Origin of the sequence: Planktothrix agardhii, from assembly GCF_904830935.1 — a bacterium.
Lineage (GTDB): Bacteria > Cyanobacteriota > Cyanobacteriia > Cyanobacteriales > Microcoleaceae > Planktothrix > Planktothrix agardhii.
Genome location: NZ_LR882952.1, coordinates 1,562,467 through 1,577,779 on the forward strand (window position 1 = coordinate 1,562,467; position 15,313 = coordinate 1,577,779).

The following is a 15,313-nucleotide window of genomic DNA, read 5'->3' on the forward strand; positions in this document are numbered from 1 at the left end:
TTAAGATTTATGTTGCATTTTTCCAATTCCATGAGAAACACCTATAAACATTGGTTGAAAACGGGTTTAGTGGCTGTGCTGCTATTTTCCCTATCCGTGGGTCTGAGCGCCGCTTGGTGGGACGGTGACAGTTCCCCAAAACGGGAAAGTATCCTCCCCCAAGGCAATGCCATCACCGATGGTCAAGCCCTCTTACGCTATGCTCTGCCCATTGATAACGAAGCGGCGAGAAAAATCCAATTGAGTTTAGAAGGGATTAAGTCCCAACTTCGGGGAAAACGTTGGAGTAATATTAACGGCAATATCACCACCGCTTCTCGGGTTTTGAGCACCAAAGAGGCAGAATTATTAGCTAATATTCCCGAAGAACGCCAACCCCAAGCTCAATTATTAGTTGAACAAATTAAACAGGATATTGATAGTTTGCGGGCGGCGGTTGAATTCAAAGATCCGCAAACGCTTTTATTAACCCAGGGTAAAATATTAGATAACATTGGCACATTAGAAGAATTAATGGTTCAGGAATTTCCCTTTGAAGTTCCGGCAGAATATTCTAATTTGCCTCAATTGAAAGGTCGGGCTACCGTTGAAATCAAAACCAATAAAGGTAACTTAACTGTTGTCGTGGATGGTTATAGTGCCCCGGTGACGGCGGGTAATTTTGTTGATTTAGTGGAACGGGGATTTTATGATGGCTTAAAATTCATTCGTTCAGAAGAATCCTATGCCCTACAAGTTGGAGATCCTGAAGGTGCAGATGATGGTTTTATTGATCCTAAAACTGGAAAATATCGGGGCATTCCTCTGGAAATTTTAGCTCAAGGAGATCAAGAACCGATTTATAACACCACTTTTGAAGAAATTGGTCGTTATCAAGATCATCCAGTTTTGCCCTTTTCTGCTTTTGGAACTTTAGCCTTAGCCCGTCCAGAAGCCATTCCCGACGGCGGATCTTCTCAAATTTTCTTCTTCCTATTTGAACCGGAATTAACTCCGGCTGGACTTAATTTATTAGATGGTCGTTATGCTGTCTTTGGCTATGTCACCGAGGGGAAAGAAGTATTAGAAGAACTGCGAAAAGGAGATGTGATTGAATCAGCAAAAGTGATTCGAGGGGCCGATAATCTTGTTCAACCCTCTTAATTTAGGGTAAATTATTAACAATTAACAGAGCCAATAAACTGTTAATTGTTAATCTCATATTTCGTTTAATTTATCTATTATTAATTATGGCTATCCTAGAGTTAATTTCTGTTGCTGGTTTGGGTGTATTGATGACTTTATTAATTGTCAATTTAGGAAATAATCGAGAACAACAACGTCAATTAGATTCGGCGTTTTATAGATTAGTTGCCGCCCAAGGAGGCAAAGTATCCCTAATTCAACTATCAGCTTTAGCCGGAGTTAGCCCCGAAGTCGCTCAAAAATATTTAGATCATCAAGTTCAACTTTTTTTAGCCTTTCCCGAAATTGATGACGAGGGAAACACCTTTTATCAGTTTCCTAAATTGCGTTTACCCCCGCGTTTAGAGCGTGAATGGTAAGGGGTAATTACGAATTACGAATCGGTAATTCGAGAATATTTTGAGCAGAATCCCTTAGTTGATATTAACACAATTCAACACTATATTGAGTTAACTCGTTTTCCGGTTCCTAATGATGAAGAACATCGAGGTACCAGTGATTATCCTGGTTTAATTCGGGCGGCGGATTTAATTGGTCAGTTAGCTGATCCAAGGTATATTACTACTGTCCTATTTCTCATCAAAATTCTTCGATTGCTTGAAATGACTCAATCTGATTTCTGAACTAGGAAATAGGCTCCACAAATTTGACAAAATCTATGTTAAAATCATCAATAGTGTTTCGTACAGGATTAGGATCAGGATTATTTTTTACCCTCTGTTTCATCGGATTAAATAATTCAATATTAAGCAGTTTAGAGTTAGGGATTGTATCGGGATGGTCTGTAGGTTGTTTAGTCAAATGGTGGCAAATTGATCAAAAACCAGAATCGACGGAAATTTTTAAAATTGAAGCGATCGCCGATAATCTTTCCGGTATTCTGGCTAAATCAAAACTATTACCAACTGCTTCTAAATCTACTCCTCGTCCCACCGAAGCTACAACCCTTTTAGGTTGGATTTTTAAACGGAATAAAAGTTGATTTTTTGCTATGTTTCTATTCTTATCTAAACTTTTACCCCTATTTATTTATCCCTTGGGATTAGGAGTTTATCGGTTGCGAGGTTGGTTGTAGGGAATTATGAATTACGAATTACGAATAGGGAATGGGTAATAAATCAATTCTTACACTGATGACTGATAACTGATGACTGATAACTGATTCCTGTGTTAAGGTAAAAGCATTCCTTAATCTAGGATTGTGTAATCATGCCATTTGAATGGGAACAGACTGTTAAACAACCCGATCACGCTGTGGTGGCTGCGCTCCAAGCTCATCAACTTACGCGGGAATTCCATCAAGAAGTTGAATATCGGGATGAATTTGCTCAATATTGTTCCTGGTATTATCAAACCGCCGCACGCCACCGTCAAGAAATCGAAAAAATGCGAGGAGATATTAATATTTTAGGTTGGTTTTTGGGAAGAAAATAGGAGACTAGGAGAAATTATTTATCTAATATTCTCCTAGCTTCTCAAACTATTCTATCAATTCTAACTCGTCTTCTCGGAAATGGGCCTTGAATTTATTGCCAAAATCCACAACAATAGGCAAATTCGGGCTTAGGGGTCTTCCCTGCCAATCAGTAATCACAGATACAACATTCCCCTTCAATCCCTTAGTCTCAAATGTCTGATTCCGATGTTTGGGATGGACATAAACGACAACAGATGTTTTAACCGAAACGCGATCGCCAGCCTTCATAAATTGTAACCTAGTATTTCCTCTCTAACTCCCCGGTAATAGCACCTGTAAGTGTCACTGGCACTCTTATCAGACAGTCTTTCCATATTTGCACAAAATCGCCACAAAACTCGCAGTGGCACAGGAAAATTTTGTTCTGGATTTAGCCGGAGAATCTGATCTTGACCGTGAAGAAGAAAGAATATACCCTTCAAATCCAATCTTCTTGATCGTTTTTTTTGCCTCTATAAATTTGACCTGTGGCGTGAATTTGGCGAGTTTTTTCAAATAAAGTTTCGTCGGTATATCCCCAGGTTTGTAAGATTCTTTCTAAATCGCTTTGAATATCCTTTGCACCCGGAAAACCTCGATAGCGAATTTTTAAACGGGCTAATTCTACTAGATTATAGTCCGTTGCTTCTTGCTCTAAAAGACTCAGAACAATCTTTCGATCAGTATTGTATTGAGGATGTTTTTGTTCTTGAGTTGTCATAACTAGCGATCGCTTACTTGATTCTTGATCACAAGATTTATCCCTTTTATTATAACACTATTACAGGACTCAAAAGCAATCTAGGGAAAGTTTGTCTTTTTTACCGGATCAATTTCATTCAACTTGTATTAGAGAATGGACACTCTAATACGGACAACTCTTATGCGAATCTACAGCACCATTTTATTATCGACTTTGTTAGTCTCTGTCATGACTCGTCATGCTTTTAATCCTATTAACGTTAATTTATCTTCAAAAAGTGAAGTTGTGGCTTTTCTTGCAACTGAAACCAGCACAGATATTGACACACAAGGACTTCCTCATAGGGGAAGTGGACGTTAATTATCATGATTAAAACTACAGAGGAGTGAGTCAAGAAAAAATAGAATCATATCTATATATTTCTTGGAACTTGAGACTCACTCCATTTTTTTTACCTTTGATAAGGGAATGATCAATCAGGATTTTATTGATGATCCGGATCAGTAATTAAAGCATTGGTATTCAGGAATAGTCGTCCCAATACTCAGCCAAAAATGTCTAACTTTATTACCGTCTTAATGATCAGTACCATTGTGGGTTTGCCTCAGAGTTTTGACCCTCAACCTCAAATTATGCAACAGCGTGATCCAGAACAAATTCAATCTTCCCAGTCCGGATCAGTCTTCATATCTCTGAACCCCGATCCCATAAAAGTTACACACCACAACTATAATGATCAAAATACCAATGATATTTCTCCTAAACGCGGTGATGGACGGCGGGAAAACTGATCACCGAGTGACAGAATTTGTCCGCGACGCAAGCCCACCCCTGAAGGGGTGGGAGTATCAAATTCTCAATCTATTGCTTCCCCTCCGACAACGACATTGCTAAGGCGTAAACTAGGGCCTCCGCAACCAACAGGTAAACCATTTTGTCCTCCCTTTCCACAACCCCCCGATTCATCCCAATAAAAGTCATCACCAATCGCTTCGATATCTGCTAGGGTGGTAAAAACATTTCCCGATAAAGTCACATCTCTAACAGGTTCTTCTAGTTTGCCATTTCTAATCATCCAGGCTTCTCCCGCAGTGAATGTAAACATTTCACCATTGGTCATTCCCCCCAACCAATTGCGAGCATAAACCCCTTCTTTAATATCACTTAATAAGTCCTCAACGGCAGTATCACCCCGTTCGATCCAGGTATTTGTCATTCTAACTAAGGGCGGAAAATGATAATTCAAACAACGGGCATTTCCGGTGGGGACTTCTCCTAATTTACCTGCGGTTTCACGGGAATGAAGGCGACCAACTAAGGCCCCATCTCGGATCAGTTGGGTGGTGGTTGCTGGAGTTCCTTCATCATCATAAAAATAGCTTCCCCGATGTCCGGTCGGGGCTGCACCATCAAAGATTTGCAGATTTTTCGGGCCAAATTGACGGCCCAAGGTCATAACTTCTAATAAATCAGGATTTTCGTAGGTCATATCCGCTTCTGACAAATGACCGAAGGCTTCATGGACAAATAAACCCGACAAAATGGGGTCAATCACAACGGTATAAACATTCCCCTTAACGGGGGGAAGGGCTAGGGAATTCACCGCCCGCAACGCTGCACTACGAACCTGCTGATCGAGATTTGTCAGGTCTTGGTATGCTTTGCGGGAACCTGTGGTTTCCCGTCCAGTTTGTACGGTTTCCCCATTTCTGGCTGTGGCTGCAAAACGCATTTCCATATCGACCCAAGATTGTTCTAATAGAGTTCCTTCGGAGGTGATCAGAATTATTCTTTGGGTACTATCGTTGTAGCGGACGGAAATAGTGGCAATACAGGGGTCAACACTGCGAAGAATTTGGCCGTAGCGATCGCATAATTCTTTTTTTTCAGCTAAGGGAATTTGACGGGGATCGGTTCCAGTTAGGGGTAAGTTACAGCTATCTTGAATAATCGGAATTGGAGCGAGAATAGTTGTTTCTGTACCAATAAGTTTGGCGGCGGTGATAGCTTCACCAATGCGATCTTCTAGGGTTGAGAGGCGATTAAAACTAGAAAATCCCCATCCGCCTCGATAGCAAGCCCGAACTTGACCGCCGATGGAAAGTCCTTCACTCAAGGTTTCAATTCGATCTCCGCGTAATAATATATCTGTTTCTTCGGCTTCTTCCAGACGAATGGCTAAATAATCAACTTGGGACTGGTAACGCCCCATTAAATCGGCCAACAGATTCTTCACATCAGCAAGCAAGCTAGGCATAGGGGTCGGCAAGGTTGACTGTATTTCCCTATTTTGCCTTATAAGTAGTTGCACAAAATAAATTACCTAGTTGAGAGAGGGAACACCGGAACAGCCCCCCCCAAACCCCCCGTGCACGGGGGCTAGGGGGGGAGGGAACAGGGTAGAGGATGTGTAATTAATTTTGTTTAGGTACTTATTCGGATATTGAAGATTGACACCCAAGGATGGAGATAATTTTTCCCCTTCTTTCCCTGCTCCCCTACTTCCCCCTTTCCCCTGCTCCCGTTAGCCGTTAAAATTATAGGTGATACCTTCATTGCACTGTCCTAATGTCCGTGAATCCGAATCAATTCTCTGATCCCTCTACCGCAATACAGCCTGATAGTCCCCAAGGGTGGACACAATTGGCGGAAACTTACTATGTTCAGAAATTGTATTCTGAGGCGATCGCAGCCTGCCAAAACGCGATCGCCCTTGAGCCGAATGAGCCATTAGCCTATGTGACCATGGGGAATATTTATCAAGCCCAGGGTCAAATACAAGAGGCGATTCGCTCCTATCAACAAGCATTAGCAATTAACCCGAATTTACCCCAAGCCCATGTTAATTTGGGGAGTATGTTTTACCGACAAGGACAACTGGAATCCGCGATTAATAGTTATCGCCAAGCGGTGAATTTACAGCCGGATTTAGCTGCCGTCCATTGGAATTTGGCGCAGGTTTTAAAACACTTAGGACAGGACGGGGAAGCCCAGATTTCAGAGCAACGAGCCTTAGCCTTAAATCCCCAATTGGGCGGGGCGGATGTTCTATTTAATCAAGGGAATCAATTAGCGCTCCAAGGCAAGGTTGAAGAAGCGATCGCCCTTTGGCAAAAAGTTGTGGAGTTGAAGCCAGATTTTGCTGAAGCCTATGGTCAAATGGGGATGGTTTTACGACATCAGGGAAAATATAAAGAGGCAATTCCTTTATTACAAAAAGCAATTGAAATTAAACCTAATTTACCCCTAGCCCATCAACATTTATGTGGCATTTATCGCGATAGTAGTAATTTAGCTGCTGCCCGTAAAGCGGTGGATCGCTATATCGAATGTTGTCATGAAATTGACCCGATTATGGCAGCAATTTATGGGATTAGCACCTATCAGGTATCGGGATTAAACCATATCGCTAAGGATCGGTTTTTAAAGTTAGAATCTCAACTTTATTCTAAATTAGATCGGACGACTTTAGTAGAAATTAAATCCCTGTATTCTAATTTACTCTTTAGTATGCCCTATTTAAGAGATGATTTGGATAAAAACATTAAGCTCCATCATCGAATTACTAAAAAATATATTGAGAAAATTCTCAAGCCTAAATATCAATCAATTTCCGATACTATTCCCGCTACATTTCCCCATTCTCCGTTAAGAATTGGCATCTTATCTAGCCATTTTAATCGTCATTCGGTGGGTTGGTGTAGTTTGGATGTTTTACGCGAATTATCAAATTTACCCGTTAAGCTCTATCTTTATTGTACTGATCGCCTCCAGGCGGATGATCGTACCCCATTATTTGAAGCGATCGCAAATAAGTTTTTTATTCCTAAACACTATCCCAATGGATTACCCACACCGGAAGAAATTATTCAAGAAATTACTAATGATCAAATTGATATTATTTTAGATTTAGATGCGTTAAGTTTACCTATTCACAGCGATATTTTTTATTACAAACCTGCCCCTATTTGTATTTCTTGGCTGGGGTTTGATGCCTTGCAAGTCTCCAATCAAACTTATTTTTTAGGGGATGAATATACCCATCCCAAAGGGACGGAAAAATACTACACGGAACAATTATTAAAAATGCCGCAGTCTTTTATGGCGGTTTCTGGGTTTGAGCGAGTTGAAACTAATCCGATTCAATTGCGACAAACCTATCGAATTAGTTCGGATCAAATTGTTTATTTATGTGTGGCGTCGGGTCGGAAATTCAATGTGGAATTAGTCAAGGCTCAAGTCGAAATTCTTAAACAAGTTCCCGATAGTATTTTAATTTATAAGGGTTTAGCGGATCAAGATGTGGTAATTTCAACCTATCGTCAAGTTTGTGATGGGTTGGGTGTGGGGAAACATCGGATTAAATTTCTCCCCCGTTTTCCCAGGGAAGAAGAACACCGTCAAGTGTATGGGATTACGGATGTTTTCTTGGATTCCTACCCCTATAATGGTGGGACTCACACTTTAGAAGCCCTCTGGTTTAATGTTCCTGTGGTGACTTATAAAGGGGAACAATTTTTATCGCGGATGGGTTATTCTTTTTTACAAGGATTATCAATTGAAGAAGGAATTTCTGAGTCTTGGAAGGACTATATTAACTGGGGGGTGCGTTTAGGTCAGGATCAGGTTTTGAGAACTTTAGTTCAAGAAAAATTGATTAAATCTAAGCAATCTGAATCCTTGGTTCCTCTATGGAATCCTCAACAATTTGCTCAAAATTTATATGGGATTTTCCAACAATTAATTAAGCAGAAAACTGCCTAGATATGGGGGGAATTGATGAATTCCTCCGAAGGATTGTAAATAATTGAAACGTTCTCTTGTTTATCCGTATTCAACAGAATAAATATTTAAGTACCTAAACAAAATTAATTACACATCCTCTACCCTGTTCCCTCCCCCCCTAGCCCCCCGTGCACGGGGGGCTAGGGGGGCTGTTCCGGTGTTCCCTCTCTCAACTAGGTAATTTATTTTGTGCAATTACTTAGATTAGGGATGCTTCCAAACCTTTACTTGTCCATCCCATCCCCCACTAACTAGGGTATTACCATCGGGACTAATCCCAACTGCATTTATATAACCGGAGTGACCTCTTAAATTCCCTTTTAATTGACCCGTAGCTAAGTCCCAAAGTTTGACGGTTTTATCCCAACTTCCACTAATTAATGTTTTCCCATCCTTGGTAATTACGATTGACCAAACGCCATCGGTATGACCACTTAACTTACGAATGGGTTGACCTGTTTTTAATTTCCATAATCCAATTGTTCCATCGGCGCTGCTACTGGCTAAAGTCTCTCCATCAGGACTAATTGCTAAGGATAAAACCGATAATTCATGACCTTTTAAGGTACGAATTAATTCTCCAGTTTGAATATTCCATAATTTGATACTACTATCTTTACTTCCACTGGCTAAAATTTGACTGTCGGGACTAAATGCGATCGCGCTAACTAACTGTTCATGTCCGATAAAGGTTTTTAAAAGTTGACCCGTTTGCAGATTCCAAAGTTTAATAGTTTTATCCCAACCTCCACTGGCAATCATTTTACCATCAGGGCTAATTTTTACTGCTAAAATGGGATTATTATGGGCTTGAATCGTTTGAAGTAAGGGCAAAGTTGAAGATTGTAAACCCGTGGCTAAATCCCAAATTTTAATTAATCCATCTTCCCCTCCTGTAACTAAATATTTGTTATCTTGACTGAGGCTAATGCTATAAATTGATCCTTGATGAGCGGGTAAAGTTCGAGTTAGTCCACTGGTGGTAATATTCCAAATCGAAATATTTCCATTACTATTGCCAATAATAGCATAGGGAAAGACTAAAGCGATGGATAATATTTCTCCTGATTCTTCGGTTAAAGTCGTAGCTAAAGAAAAGGAATTAGTGACCGAAGCGATATTAATAGGGGGTTTTGCGGGTGAATTTGAAGTATTCAGATCGGGATTATTGGTAATCGGTGCAGAGGGATTAGTGGAGGAAATAATTGAAGATAATGTTGCTGTTTTTCGCCAATTAAAAAAATAATTGATCGGGATTCCCGCAGAAACAATTTTATCAGGATTAGTGCCTAGCTGGACAATTCCATTGACTCCAATAACCTTTCCTTCCCCATCTAAAATTGGGCCGCCACTCATCCCACTTCTGACTAAATTTGTGTAAACTAAACTATACCCCAACCGAGGTTGTTGACGTTGGCTAAAGGTTCCACTGGTACTTAAAAAAAGTCTTTGTCCTAGGGAACTTCCAGAACGGGGCCATCCGGCTACATATAAAGGACTTCCTGACTGAATATTATTAGCATCGGCGGGAATTGCTACTCGATATCGTTGGGAACTACTAAAGGGAACTAGGGCTAAATCTAGGTTGGGAAGTTGTTGAATTAAACTATAATAAACAAAGTGGCGTTCACCATCGGGGGTGACGATTTCATAGTCTCCCACGCGATCGACAACGTGCCAATTTGTCAAAACATAATAGGTATTTCCTTGTTTTTCTACAATAAATCCCGATCCGCCTTTTGGCCCGTCAATTCTAACGGTAATTTCTCCAGCAATGGTATTAATGTCGGTGGGAGATAGGGCTATTTTTTCGGCAATTTGTAAGGGGAAAGAGGACAAATGGGGTAGAAATAGAACCGGAATTGTTAGGAAAGGAATATTTAAAGCGATCGCCAATAAGTTTTTAGGAGAAATTTTAAAGTATTGGGACAGTAAATTTAGATTCATTCTAGTTTTTGAGATTAAATTATTGATTTGAGAGGATCAAAAAATATCAGAATCTTCAGGTTGAGGAAGCAAATTAGACGGGGGGCGATCGCTACTCCAAGCCCACCAAACACAGCCACATTGACAAGTATAAAATTCCTGCCATTTGCGATGGTTATTTTCGCTGTACACTGGAGAACGACGATTAATCCAAACCTTTTGGGCTTCTAAACTACTCGCGGAACATTCAGGACAGCAAAACTCAGAAGCGTGAATTGCATCAGTCGTCCAATCTGGAGGGGTGGGTTGAAACGCATCCATTGGCAAAAATACTGAAATTAATGATGTCTACTCACCGATTATACTAGGAATTAAGATCAGGAACTTCTACAAATTTATGACGGGAGAATAGGCCCGATTTAATGGTAATTTGGGATTTGGGAACTCCTAAGTGTTTGGCTAAAAATTTAATTAATTCTTGATTGGCTTTTCCTTCGACTGGGGGAGATTTAAGATTAACAGTAAAACTTCCATCAATTTCTTCATGGAAAACTTGCTGTTTAGAATTGGGTTTAACTTTAATTTTTAAGAGTGCCAAAGGTTTAAAGAATTGCGATCGCTTATATTAATATAGGATACAGCAATTTGGTATCCTATATTGATATAAGATGATTTTAAAATTAAGCTGTCAGGGGATAATCTAAACTTTCTAACGCCCGTTTTACCGCGACTAAATTGTAGGGAAAAGGGGGGTTTAAGGGGCGATAATCTAGTTCATGGGGTTCCCCATGTCGCAGTAGCGCATTCACCATTAAACAGTCTTCTGTACCCAGATTAACTGCACCGTGAGGAACCCCTGGGGGAATTTTAACCACAGTTGGAACCCGATCACTCAAGGGAATATAACGATATTGACGATTCTGTAAAATCACTAAGACAAATTGACCTCGGACGACCAATAATTGATCAGTTTGAAAACGATGGACAAATAACTTCTCTACCGCGCCCGCTTCAACCTGTACTGTCATCGTTTCATCGCTGGTTTGAGGAGTGAAAAATTCAACCATCCCAGACCTCATTGAGTTGAGTCTGCGAACTTCAACTTGGTGGATCAGACCCATATTGATAGTCCTCACAATGCAAAATGTTATGCTTTTGTCAAGTATAAGCGGTGTTTTTGTAAAATTTTGTAATAAAATTAACGAAATTCGAGAATAGAGGCATAAATGCCTCACTACGGTAATAGAATTAACGAAATTCGAGAATAGAGGCATAAATGCCTCACTATGGTAATGAAACATACTCAGTACAGAATGCGATCGCCCTTTTCTACAATTTCTATGAATTTTTATAAATTTTCTCTGTTGATTTCTCTGATTAGTTTAACCCTAAGTTCCTGTGGGTCTTCTCCAAATTCTAGCTCAACTAATCCCACTAATTCTAATCAGCAACCCGCAGAAAAAAACCTAAAATTATTATATTGGCAAGCACCAACTATTCTGAATCCCCATTTATCAACAGGGTTCAAAGATTCCGAAGCTAGTCGGATTACTTTAGAACCCTTAGCCAGTTTCAACAATGAATTAGAATTAGTGCCTTTCTTAGCCGCAGAAATTCCGACCTTAGAAAATGGAGGAATTGCTAAAGATGGTAAATCAGTGACCTGGAAACTGAAAAAAAATGTTAACTGGTCTGATGGTAAACCCTTTACAGCAGATGATGTAATTTTTACTTATGAATTTATTAGTAATCCCAAAGTTGGAACTACCACATCTGGGACGTATGAGATTATTAAAAATATTGAAAAAATTGATGATCACACCATAAAAATTAACTTTAAATCCGTAACCCCTGGATGGTATTCTGTGTTTGTAGGAACTGAAGGAATGATCTTACCTCGTCATATTTTTCAAGGCTATAATGGAGAAAATGCTCGACAAGCACCTGGTAATTTAAAACCCATAGGAACTGGGCCATATCGAGTAGTAGAATTTAAACCTGGGGATGTGGTTGTTTATGAAGCTAACCCCAATTTTCGAGAAGCCAAACAGTTAGAATTTGAACGCTTAGAGTTAAAAGGGGGAGGGGATGCAGCATCAGCAGCCAGGGCAGTCTTGCAGACAGGAGATGCGGATTATGCCTATAATCTTCAGGTAGAATCTAATGTTTTAAAACCCTTAGAAGCGACGGGAAAAGGTAAGATTGTTTCTAATTTTGGAGCATTAATGGAACGAATTTTGATTAATCAAACCGATCCGAATAAAACTACACCCGATGGAGAAAGATCGAGTTTAAAATTCCCCCATCCTTTCTTTAGTGATCCTAAAGTACGTCAGGCTTTAAGTTTAGCAATCAATCGAGAGATTATTGCTAATCAACTCTATGGAATTTTAGGAAAATCTACTTCTAATTTTGTAGTTAATCCGGCTCAAGTTGTTTCTCCTAATACCACCTATAAATTTAATTTAGAAAAAGCCGCAACACTATTAGATGAAGCGGGATGGAAAGATACCAATAATAATGGGATTCGAGATAAAAATGGGGTAGAAATGAACTTAGTTTTTCAAACTTCCGTTAATCCTTTACGGCAAAAAACCCAAGAAGTGATCAAACAATCCTTAGAGAAATTAGGAATGAAAGTAGAACTCAAAAATATTGATCCCAGTGTATATTTTTCCGGTGATCCTGCTAATCCTGATACTACAGAAAGATTTGCGGCGGATTTACAATTATTTAGTACCGGAAATACGAATCCCGATCCTACATCTTATTTAAAAACCTATACCTGTGATCAAATTCCGCAAAAAGCGAATAATTGGATAGGGAATAATTATTCTCGCTATTGTAACCCAGAATATGATGCACTTTGGAAACAAGCGACCACTGAAATTAACCCCGAAAAACAAAAAAAAATCTGGATTAAAATGAATGATATGTTAGTTAATAATTATATTGTGATTCCCTTAATTCATCGGGCGGAAGTTGAAGGAGTCAATAAAAATTTAACGGGCGTAGAATTAACCCCTTGGGATTTAACCGTCTGGAATATCAAAGATTGGAAAAAGACCCCCTAGTAAGCCCCGTAGTAAGCCCTTCAGGGCTATCTTTTATTTTATTATTATTTCTTAATTAACCCACCATGACCCGATACCTAATTAACCGGATTTTAACCTCCATTCCCACCCTAATAGCTATTAGTATGGTAGTGTTTTTAATCCTAGCATTAGCTCCCGGTAATCCGATGGGAGAATTTGCTAATAATCCTTCAATTACACCCGAAGTTAGAGAAAATATTAAGCGATCGCTAGGTTTAGATCAACCGATTCCGATCAGGTATTTAAAATGGATTTGGGCATTTTTACAAGGAGATCTAGGCTATTCCTTTACCAGTCGTAGCCCGGTTTTGGATTTAATTTTCCAACGTTTACCGACAACTCTTTGGATTATGGGCGCGGCTTATAGTTTAGCGGTTTTAATCGCCTTTCCTTTGGGGATTATTTCGGCATTAAAACGCTATTCTTTTTGGGATCAAATTATCACAACGGTTTCCTTTATTGGGTTTTCCTTACCCACATTTTTTACCGGGTTACTATTTATTATTATTTTCAGTGTTCAACTTAAATGGCTTCCTTTTATTTATAATAGTACCTTAGAAGTGACAAATTTACAAACATTTTGGCAACAAATCCAACAGTCTATTATGCCCGTTTGTGTGTTAGGATTCTATCAAGCTGCAATTTTAATGCGGTTTATTCGTTCTTCTTTTTTAGAACAGTTCAATCAAAATTATGTTCGTACCGCTTATGCTAAAGGTTTACCAAAATTGAATGTAATTAATGGTCATATTTTGAGAAATGCCTTAATTCCGGTCGTAACCTTAATTGCTTTACAAATTCCAGGTTTATTTGCTGGATCATTAGTCACCGAACAGGTGTTTAGGATTCCCGGTATTGGAGCGTTATTAATTGATTCAATTTTTCGCAGTGATACCCCGGTAATTATGGGAATTACGATGGTTTATGCAATTTTAGTGGTAATTTTCAACTTATTTGCTGATATTTTATATGGATTTTTAGATCCTAGAGTTAAATATTAATTATTAACTATGACTGTAATTAAACCTTCAAAAACAACTTCCAAAAACCGCCAACCTAGAAGCCTAATTCAGACTGCTTGGCGACAGTTTAAACGGGATAAAATCGCCTTTTTAGGATTAATTATTTTAGGATTAATGATTTTATCTGTAATTATTGGCCCTGGGATTTATGGAATTTCTCCGACAGAAATTGATTTTGTTAATTCCCTTTCTCCGCCAACGGGAAAACATCCTTTTGGAACTAATGATTTAGGACAGGATCAATTAGCCCGTTTATTAATAGGAGGACGAGTTTCTTTAACCGTTGGTGTCGCAGCCATGGCGGTAGCAATTTTATTCGGAACATTAGTAGGGGCGATCGCCGGATTTTATGGAGGAATTATTGATAGTTTGCTAATGCGATTAACAGATTTATTTATTTCTTTACCCCAATTACCTGTATTATTATTAGTAATCTATTTATTTCGAGAATCTATCAAACAAATTGTCGGGCCAGAAGTCGGGATTTTCCTATTAATTATTATAGTAGTTGGTGGGTTAAATTGGATGTCGGTGGCGCGATTAGTTAGGGCGAGTTTTCTAACCACAAGAGAACAGGATTTTGTCACCGCAGCTAAAGCTATTGGTGCGTCTTCTCGGCGATTAATTTGGGTACATATTCTCCCGAATGTTTTAAGTCCGGTAATTGTAGCAGCGACTTTAGCGGTGGGAACTGCGATTATTACAGAATCAACTTTGAGTTTTTTAGGATTAGGATTTCCCCCCGATGTTCCTACCTGGGGAAGAATGCTTTATGATGCTCAAAACTATTTAGAAACCGCTCCCTATTTAGCTTTATTTCCAGGGTTAGCGATTTTTTTAACGGTTTTGAGTATTAACGCAGTAGGTGATGGTTTAAGGGATGCTTTAGATCCCCAATCTCATTAATTTATTGTTATGTAAAATACACAATTTTTTCTAAGATGATTTCAAGACCAGAATTCGCACTCTTGCGAAACGCTATCGTAGTTTAATTATAGCTTGTAATTCAATATTTGCACCCGATAAGAAAACTTCTAATATTCTTAAAGTTGCCACCGATCCCGCTTGTCCCCCCTTTCAATTTCAAGAAAATCAAGTTTTACCTAAGAATTGACATGATGGATTTTATGTGTTATTAATT

General features: G+C 39.2%; 18 protein-coding genes. 11 read left to right on the forward strand and 7 right to left on the reverse strand.

What is annotated here, in order from left to right:
• The first annotated feature begins 9 nt into the window (after positions 1 to 9).
• The 5 genes from NMG88_RS07405 (at position 10) to NMG88_RS07425 (ending at position 2,619) form a co-directional block, all read left to right on the forward strand.
• Positions 10 to 1,143, forward strand: coding sequence for a peptidylprolyl isomerase (locus NMG88_RS07405; protein WP_042153138.1), 1,134 nt, complete (start codon positions 10 to 12; stop codon positions 1,141 to 1,143).
• An 86-nt stretch (positions 1,144 to 1,229) separates the two neighbouring features.
• Positions 1,230 to 1,544 carry a hypothetical protein gene (locus NMG88_RS07410; protein ID WP_042153141.1) on the forward strand — a complete coding sequence of 105 codons (315 nt, stop codon included), beginning with the start codon at positions 1,230 to 1,232 and terminating at the stop codon, positions 1,542 to 1,544.
• Between the two features lie 27 nt (positions 1,545 to 1,571).
• On the forward strand, positions 1,572 to 1,808 hold the full coding sequence (locus NMG88_RS22815; RefSeq protein ID WP_488168650.1) for a hypothetical protein: 237 nt from the start codon (positions 1,572 to 1,574) through the stop codon (positions 1,806 to 1,808).
• A gap of 35 nt (positions 1,809 to 1,843) precedes the next feature.
• Complete coding sequence (locus NMG88_RS07420) at positions 1,844 to 2,167, forward strand: hypothetical protein (RefSeq protein WP_042153144.1); 324 nt, start codon at positions 1,844 to 1,846, stop codon at positions 2,165 to 2,167.
• Positions 2,168 to 2,394: 227 nt separating this feature from the next.
• Positions 2,395 to 2,619, forward strand: coding sequence for a hypothetical protein (locus tag NMG88_RS07425; RefSeq protein WP_026788959.1), 225 nt, complete (start codon positions 2,395 to 2,397; stop codon positions 2,617 to 2,619).
• Between the two features lie 46 nt (positions 2,620 to 2,665).
• Here NMG88_RS07425 and NMG88_RS07430 read toward each other — a convergent pair whose 3' ends face one another.
• Together NMG88_RS07430 and NMG88_RS07435 are read right to left on the reverse strand one after the other, a co-directional pair.
• Positions 2,666 to 2,890 carry a ferredoxin-thioredoxin reductase variable chain gene (locus NMG88_RS07430; protein ID WP_027255070.1) on the reverse strand — a complete coding sequence of 75 codons (225 nt, stop codon included), beginning with the start codon at positions 2,888 to 2,890 and terminating at the stop codon, positions 2,666 to 2,668.
• A gap of 190 nt (positions 2,891 to 3,080) precedes the next feature.
• The gene (locus NMG88_RS07435; RefSeq protein ID WP_026797164.1) at positions 3,081 to 3,362 is read right to left on the reverse strand and encodes a DUF3288 family protein; all 282 of its coding nucleotides are present in this window, start codon (positions 3,360 to 3,362) and stop codon (positions 3,081 to 3,083) included.
• A 162-nt stretch (positions 3,363 to 3,524) separates the two neighbouring features.
• On the opposite strand from NMG88_RS07435, the gene patX reads away from it, so the two are divergent.
• On the forward strand, positions 3,525 to 3,704 hold the full coding sequence (patX, locus tag NMG88_RS07440; RefSeq protein ID WP_227350352.1) for a heterocyst-inhibiting protein PatX: 180 nt from the start codon (positions 3,525 to 3,527) through the stop codon (positions 3,702 to 3,704).
• Positions 3,705 to 3,898: 194 nt separating this feature from the next.
• Entirely contained in the window at positions 3,899 to 4,135 is a 237-nt protein-coding gene (locus NMG88_RS07445) for a hypothetical protein (RefSeq protein WP_227381738.1), read from the forward strand.
• A 65-nt stretch (positions 4,136 to 4,200) separates the two neighbouring features.
• On the opposite strand, the gene NMG88_RS07450 is transcribed toward NMG88_RS07445, so the two are convergent.
• Positions 4,201 to 5,601: a TldD/PmbA family protein gene (locus NMG88_RS07450; RefSeq protein ID WP_227397654.1), complete on the reverse strand. Its 1,401-nt coding sequence runs from the start codon at positions 5,599 to 5,601 to the stop codon at positions 4,201 to 4,203.
• Positions 5,602 to 5,912: 311 nt separating this feature from the next.
• Here NMG88_RS07450 and NMG88_RS07455 point away from each other — a divergent pair, with 311 nt between their 5' ends.
• Complete coding sequence (locus NMG88_RS07455) at positions 5,913 to 8,108, forward strand: O-linked N-acetylglucosamine transferase, SPINDLY family protein (protein ID WP_254035269.1); 2,196 nt, start codon at positions 5,913 to 5,915, stop codon at positions 8,106 to 8,108.
• 225 nt (positions 8,109 to 8,333) lie between these two features.
• Here the strand turns inward: NMG88_RS07455 and NMG88_RS07460 are convergent, their stop codons facing one another.
• The 4 genes from NMG88_RS07460 to NMG88_RS07475 form a co-directional block, all read right to left on the reverse strand.
• Positions 8,334 to 10,076 carry a trypsin-like peptidase domain-containing protein gene (locus tag NMG88_RS07460; protein ID WP_081846344.1) on the reverse strand — a complete coding sequence of 581 codons (1,743 nt, stop codon included), beginning with the start codon at positions 10,074 to 10,076 and terminating at the stop codon, positions 8,334 to 8,336.
• Between the two features lie 36 nt (positions 10,077 to 10,112).
• Positions 10,113 to 10,376 (reverse strand): hypothetical protein, encoded by a 264-nt coding sequence (locus NMG88_RS07465; RefSeq protein ID WP_026788951.1) that lies wholly within the window; start codon positions 10,374 to 10,376, stop codon positions 10,113 to 10,115.
• A gap of 43 nt (positions 10,377 to 10,419) precedes the next feature.
• A complete protein-coding gene (locus tag NMG88_RS07470; RefSeq protein ID WP_042153154.1) occupies positions 10,420 to 10,653 on the reverse strand; it encodes a DUF167 domain-containing protein in 234 nt (77 codons plus the stop codon).
• Between the two features lie 82 nt (positions 10,654 to 10,735).
• On the reverse strand, positions 10,736 to 11,122 hold the full coding sequence (locus NMG88_RS07475) for a dTDP-4-dehydrorhamnose 3,5-epimerase (protein ID WP_313658186.1): 387 nt from the start codon (positions 11,120 to 11,122) through the stop codon (positions 10,736 to 10,738).
• Positions 11,123 to 11,347: 225 nt separating this feature from the next.
• Between NMG88_RS07475 and NMG88_RS07480 the strand changes: the two genes are divergently transcribed.
• From NMG88_RS07480 to NMG88_RS07490, 3 genes are all read left to right on the forward strand, one after another.
• Complete coding sequence (locus tag NMG88_RS07480; protein ID WP_254035808.1) at positions 11,348 to 13,129, forward strand: peptide ABC transporter substrate-binding protein; 1,782 nt, start codon at positions 11,348 to 11,350, stop codon at positions 13,127 to 13,129.
• 65 nt (positions 13,130 to 13,194) lie between these two features.
• Positions 13,195 to 14,151 (forward strand): ABC transporter permease, encoded by a 957-nt coding sequence (locus NMG88_RS07485; protein WP_254035270.1) that lies wholly within the window; start codon positions 13,195 to 13,197, stop codon positions 14,149 to 14,151.
• Positions 14,152 to 14,160: 9 nt separating this feature from the next.
• Complete coding sequence (locus NMG88_RS07490; protein WP_235760440.1) at positions 14,161 to 15,078, forward strand: ABC transporter permease; 918 nt, start codon at positions 14,161 to 14,163, stop codon at positions 15,076 to 15,078.
• The last annotated feature ends 235 nt before the right edge of the window (positions 15,079 to 15,313 follow it).

Bases quoted from the DNA above. Each gene is read 5' to 3' on its own strand.
- NMG88_RS07405 (WP_042153138.1), top strand. From the start codon at position 10: ATGTTGCATTTTTCCAATTCCATGAGAAACACCTATAAACATTGGTTG.
- NMG88_RS07410 (WP_042153141.1), top strand. From the start codon at position 1,230: ATGGCTATCCTAGAGTTAATTTCTGTTGCTGGTTTGGGTGTATTGATG.
- NMG88_RS07420 (WP_042153144.1), top strand. From the start codon at position 1,844: ATGTTAAAATCATCAATAGTGTTTCGTACAGGATTAGGATCAGGATTA.
- NMG88_RS07425 (WP_026788959.1), top strand. From the start codon at position 2,395: ATGCCATTTGAATGGGAACAGACTGTTAAACAACCCGATCACGCTGTG.
- NMG88_RS07430 (WP_027255070.1), bottom strand. From the start codon at position 2,890: ATGAAGGCTGGCGATCGCGTTTCGGTTAAAACATCTGTTGTCGTTTAT.
- NMG88_RS07435 (WP_026797164.1), bottom strand. From the start codon at position 3,362: ATGACAACTCAAGAACAAAAACATCCTCAATACAATACTGATCGAAAG.
- patX (WP_227350352.1), top strand. From the start codon at position 3,525: ATGCGAATCTACAGCACCATTTTATTATCGACTTTGTTAGTCTCTGTC.
- NMG88_RS07445 (WP_227381738.1), top strand. From the start codon at position 3,899: ATGTCTAACTTTATTACCGTCTTAATGATCAGTACCATTGTGGGTTTG.
- NMG88_RS07450 (WP_227397654.1), bottom strand. From the start codon at position 5,601: ATGCCTAGCTTGCTTGCTGATGTGAAGAATCTGTTGGCCGATTTAATG.
- NMG88_RS07455 (WP_254035269.1), top strand. From the start codon at position 5,913: ATGTCCGTGAATCCGAATCAATTCTCTGATCCCTCTACCGCAATACAG.
- NMG88_RS07460 (WP_081846344.1), bottom strand. From the start codon at position 10,076: ATGAATCTAAATTTACTGTCCCAATACTTTAAAATTTCTCCTAAAAAC.
- NMG88_RS07465 (WP_026788951.1), bottom strand. From the start codon at position 10,376: ATGGATGCGTTTCAACCCACCCCTCCAGATTGGACGACTGATGCAATT.
- NMG88_RS07475 (WP_313658186.1), bottom strand. From the start codon at position 11,122: ATGGTTGAATTTTTCACTCCTCAAACCAGCGATGAAACGATGACAGTA.
- NMG88_RS07480 (WP_254035808.1), top strand. From the start codon at position 11,348: ATGAAACATACTCAGTACAGAATGCGATCGCCCTTTTCTACAATTTCT.
- NMG88_RS07485 (WP_254035270.1), top strand. From the start codon at position 13,195: ATGACCCGATACCTAATTAACCGGATTTTAACCTCCATTCCCACCCTA.
- NMG88_RS07490 (WP_235760440.1), top strand. From the start codon at position 14,161: ATGACTGTAATTAAACCTTCAAAAACAACTTCCAAAAACCGCCAACCT.